The sequence below is a fragment of the Mesorhizobium sp. WSM4846 genome (genome assembly GCF_055811415.1).
On record NZ_JBVVPZ010000088.1, the window covers coordinates 1 to 4,521 of the forward strand.

5 protein-coding genes and 1 pseudogene are annotated in these 4,521 nt (G+C 59.9%); 3 read left to right on the forward strand and 3 right to left on the reverse strand.

Going from position 1 to position 4,521, the window contains the following annotated elements:
- On the reverse strand, nt 1-293 hold a 293-nt coding region (locus tag AC0L15_RS33065; RefSeq protein WP_473498387.1), incomplete at its 3' end, for a hypothetical protein.
- A gap of 24 nt (nt 294-317) precedes the next feature.
- Here AC0L15_RS33065 and AC0L15_RS33070 point away from each other — a divergent pair.
- Nucleotides 318-494: pseudogene (locus tag AC0L15_RS33070) on the forward strand (tyrosine--tRNA ligase); the annotation flags it as partial.
- 112 nt (nt 495-606) lie between these two features.
- Here the strand turns inward: AC0L15_RS33070 and AC0L15_RS33075 are convergent.
- Nucleotides 607-2,166 carry a BCCT family transporter gene (locus tag AC0L15_RS33075; protein WP_287247519.1) on the reverse strand — a complete coding sequence of 520 codons (1,560 nt, stop codon included), beginning with the start codon at nt 2,164-2,166 and terminating at the stop codon, nt 607-609.
- Between the two features lie 192 nt (nt 2,167-2,358).
- A complete protein-coding gene (locus AC0L15_RS33080) occupies nt 2,359-2,544 on the reverse strand; it encodes a hypothetical protein (RefSeq protein ID WP_287247521.1) in 186 nt (61 codons plus the stop codon).
- 58 nt (nt 2,545-2,602) lie between these two features.
- Here AC0L15_RS33080 and AC0L15_RS33085 point away from each other — a divergent pair, with 58 nt between their 5' ends.
- Together AC0L15_RS33085 and AC0L15_RS33090 are read left to right on the forward strand one after the other, a co-directional pair.
- Nucleotides 2,603-4,333: an adenylate/guanylate cyclase domain-containing protein gene (locus AC0L15_RS33085; protein ID WP_023798310.1), complete on the forward strand. Its 1,731-nt coding sequence runs from the start codon at nt 2,603-2,605 to the stop codon at nt 4,331-4,333.
- Nucleotides 4,334-4,340: 7 nt separating this feature from the next.
- The coding region (locus AC0L15_RS33090; protein ID WP_473498389.1) for a hypothetical protein at nt 4,341-4,521 on the forward strand (181 nt) is incomplete at its 3' end.

Genomic DNA, 4,521 nt, shown 5'->3' on the forward strand with positions numbered 1-4,521 from the left:
GCGTCGACCTTAATCAAGACGCTTCGGTGCGAGTGGATCCACGGCTTCATCGCCGACTTCTTCAACACTATCGGTGGGAAGCGGTCGTTGGTCTCGTCCCAACGAGCAAGTAGCGCCCCTGAGCTGACCCATCCGGGCCGGACCCCGGGGCAGTCTCGCGTGCCGCCCGAGATAACTCGCGAGGCTAAGCCCAGATCAATCACCTTGCCATTCTTGATGTCGAAGACAATGCAACAGAGCACATCCAGCCGTTTGCCGTTGCGCTCCCCGGTATTGCGATGGACGCCGACCACGCGTCCGTCCTCGCTCGCCATCACGGGCTTGCCGCGTCCAACGGCGAGGCGCGGCGACACATCCAGGGCGGCGCCGTGCGGCTGAACGACCAGTCCGTGTCCGACGATCGCCGGTTGGTGACGCTTGAGGATCTGGGTCCGGAACAGGTCGTAAAGCTGTCGCTCGGCAAGAAAAAACACGTTCTGGTGCGGCCGGTCTGACCGGCCGGCTCGGACGCGCCATGTGTGGACGTTCCAGCGCGCGTATCGAACTCGCATCTTGCTACCAAAAGTTGCGCGGAACAAGCCCGCGCAACTTTGTTGCTTTCGGAGTTCACACCGGCTGCGTCGGGGCCGTGGCAGCAGCCTCCAATTCGTTAAACCGCCCATGGACTTCGATATCATCAAGAAGTCCCATCCACAGCGACACACATAACCCAACCATCACGAGGAGGAACGGCGCGGCCGCGACAATGGATGCGGTCTGGAGCCCAGCCAAGCCACCCATCACCAGCAAGACACAAGCAGAGGCTCCGGCCAAAATGCCCCACAGAACCACGATCCCGGACTTTGGGTGAAGAGTTCCGCGCGAAGAGAGCATTCCCATGACAACGGAAGCCGCGTCAGCTCCCGAAACGAAGAATATTGCAACCAGGAACATCGCAAGTGTCGATGTCAGCGTGGTGGCCGGATATTGGGCGAGAAGCGCGAACAGTGATACTGGAGCGCCCTTTTCGTTGACGGCTTCGACAAGACCGCCCAATCCCATCAGTTCCGAGTGAAGCGCGGTTCCGCCCATGACGGTGAACCAAAAGAAGGTAACAGCGCTGGGGATGAGCAACACGCCAACGATAAACTCGCGGATTGTGCGGCCCCGAGAGATCCGAGCTATGAAAACGCCGACAAAGGGAGCCCAGGATATCCACCAGGCCCAATAGAAGATGGTCCAGCTGCCAAGCCACTTTCCGTCGCTGAATGCTGCCGTGCGGAACGACATGGAGACCAGGTCGCTGAGGTAGTAGCCAAGCGATTCGATCAGCGTGTCGAATATGAACACGGTCGGTCCAATGATCGCCAGAAAGAGCAGGAGCAGCAGAGCAATGACCATGTTCAGGTTGCTCAGGAATTGCACGCCCTTGCCAACACCGGAAACCGCCGACAGGATGAACAGCACGGTCAATGCCGCTATAATCGTCAGTGCAATTGTTGCGGACTCGCCGGTATTCCAGAGGAAGTTCATTCCGCTGTTGATCTGCTGAGCGCCAAGTCCCAACGAAGTGGCCGTTCCAAACAGTGTCGCGATGATTGCGAGGACGTCGATCGCCCGGCCGATCGGGCCGTGGATGCGGCTGCCGAGCAGAGGCTGGAAGGCACTCGACATCAAAGTCGGCAGGTTGCGCCTGTAGCTGAAGTACGCAAGCGCCAATCCAACAACCGCGTAGATCGCCCACGGGTGCAGCGCCCAATGGAAATAGGCGTATTGCATTGCCACGACCGCGGCCTCCCGTGACTGCGGCTCCGCCATTCCGTGCGGTGGCGCGCCAAAATGGAAGACCGGTTCGGCCACGCCCCAAAACATCAGGCCGATGCCCATCCCGACGCTGAACATCATGCAGACCCATGACACGGTCGAAAATTCAGGCTTCTCGTCATCTCGCCCGAGCTTGATCTTGCCGAACCTGCCAACCGCCAGGAAAACAGCGAACATCAGGAAGAACGCCGTCGAAACGACAAACATCCAGCCGAATGTCTTGATGATCGTATTCAAAGTCGCTGTCGCCACTGTGGCGAGACTGTCAGGAGCGAGGCCGCCCCAAAGCACAAAGCCGCCAGCTATGATGACAGCCGGCCAAAATACGCCGGAGTCTACACTCCGGGTGCCTGTTACGGACATCCGCTCACTCCCATTTTTGCGTGGATCATCGTGCGCGGCCGGCTTTTCAAGCATTTTCTGGCTGGAACGACAGAGCGGTTCGCGTGGTAAAACTGATTGAATGACGCTGCGTTAGCTGGCTCAATCGCGACTTCGTTGCGACCCAGTTCCGACACATTCGAAAAGTTGTCGGTCATGACATCCGCGCTTCGACTACATCGACCATCGCGCAACGCTGCTTTGCTTAATGCGGAGGAACCCGCTCTTGCCGGAGAGCGGCAGTCCTTCCCGCATGGTCATAGAGCGTGAGAGCGTGCCCTGGACGGTGGTGCCGATCCGAGGGCCGCGCAACACGCCATTAGCCCGCTTCAGATAGCCGGCGCCCTTGATCAGCCACATGCCCAAATTGCTGGATTTGGCAGCCCAGGAAGGATAGGCTTGGTTTTTGGTTCAGGCGATGGAACAGAGACTAGCCGCAATTCTGGCTGCCGATATGGCGGGCTACAGTCGGCTAATGGAGGCCGACGAATCCGGCACGCTCGCACGCCTTCGGACCCATCGCATAGAACTGGTCGATCCCGCCATCGCGAAGAACAAGGGCCGGATCATCAAGACCACCGGAGACGGCATGCTCGTTGAGTTCCAGAGCGTGACCGATGCCGTGAAATGCGCCGTGGAAATCCAACAGCGCATGAAACGGCGCAATTCGGATGTGCCGCAAGAACGGCGTATCGAATTCAGGATCGGCATAAATCTCGGCGACATCATTTTCGACGATGAGGACATTTTTGGCGACGGCGTCAACATTGCCTCGCGCATCGAGCAACTCGCCGACGTCGGCGGTATCTGCGTGACCGCAGCGGTGGCGACCCAAATTGCCGACCGTCTCGAAATTGCCATGGAGGATTTGGGCGAGAAGACGTTAAAGAACATCAGCCGCCCGGTTCGCCTCTATCGCGTTGGGTTTGACAGTCATGTCCTGCCAGAAGTCGAGGCAAAGCGATCCATCTCGAAACCTTCGATAGTGGTGCTGCCATTCAACAACATGAGCGGCGACCCCGAGCAGGAATTTTTCGCGGACGGACTGACCGAGGACATCATCACCGAATTGTCCCGCCATCATGAACTGTTCGTCATCTCGCGCAATTCCAGCTTCGTCTACAAGAACCGCGCCGTGAATGTGCGCGAGGTGGCCGAGAAACTCGACGTCCAATACCTGGTGGAGGGAAGCGTTCGCAAGATCGGCAACAGGGTGCGCGTGACGGTTCAGCTCATCGACACGGCGAATGACGCTCATATTTGGGCAGACAAATATGACCGGAAGCTGGACGACATATTCGCAATTCAGGATGAGGTAACCGCGGCGATCGCAGCCACGCTGCCCGGTCGTGTCGAGGCGGCTCAGCGGGACCAGCTCGCGCGGGCGAAACCTGCAAACATGGCCGCGTATGAATGTGTTCTTGCTGCCAAGGTGCTGCATCACCGAGGCACGATTGAGGATAATGAACGCGCGCAAACCTTGATAGGCAGGGCCGTCGCGCTCGACCCCGATTATGCCCATGCCCATGCCTGGCGCGCCTGCATTCTTGGCCAGGCCTGGGTCCATAACTGGTGCAAAGACAGGGATGCCGTCTGGAACGACATCTTGGCAGCGCTGGACAGGGCGCTGGCGCTGGACGACAACGATGCCGATGTCCACCGCATCCTCGCCGCAGTGAACGTGAACAACAATGAGCTGACCACAGCGCGCTACCATCAAGAGCGCGCCCTCGCCCTCAATCCCAACTACGACCTCGTGGTGGTGCAGCAAGGCGAGTTGTTGACGTGGCTGGGAAGGCCGGAAGAGGGAATTGAATGGATCCGCAAGGCAATGCAGTTGAACCCGCACCACCCGGAGAGGTTCTGGAGCCATCTGGGAAAGGCGCATTTCGCCGCGCGCCAGTATGGCGAGGCGATCGAAGCTTTCATGCATCTGTCAACGATGGACTCGGTTCAGCACGCTTTCGCCGCTGCCTGCTACGGCTGGCTCGGCGACGAAATCGCGGCCGCGGCGCATCTGCGCAAGATCAAAACGCTCGATCCCCAGTTCGACCTCGATTCATTTATCGCTACCCTGCACTATGCCCAGAAGTCTGATGTGCAGCACGTCCGCGAGGGACTGCTGAAAGCCGGTATTGCCAACCTGTAGCCAGCCGGTGACTACGAACCGGATCCAATCGGGGACAGGCAAAAAGACCGGCCCCCACCCAAGGACGAAGCCGCCCCCCCGCCCCCCGGGCCCCGGCGCGGCCGCCCCCGCGGGGGGGGGGGGGGGGTGGGGGCGGGCGGGGGGGGGGGGGGGGCCGCCCCCCCCCCGCCCCCGCGTGCGGCGGAGCG

What these genes read in the sequence shown, in the direction of transcription:
- AC0L15_RS33085 (WP_023798310.1), top strand. Translation starts at nt 2,603, where the DNA reads ATGGAACAGAGACTAGCCGCAATTCTGGCTGCCGATATGGCGGGCTAC.
- AC0L15_RS33080 (WP_287247521.1), bottom strand. Translation starts at nt 2,544, where the DNA reads ATGTGGCTGATCAAGGGCGCCGGCTATCTGAAGCGGGCTAATGGCGTG.
- AC0L15_RS33075 (WP_287247519.1), bottom strand. Translation starts at nt 2,166, where the DNA reads ATGTCCGTAACAGGCACCCGGAGTGTAGACTCCGGCGTATTTTGGCCG.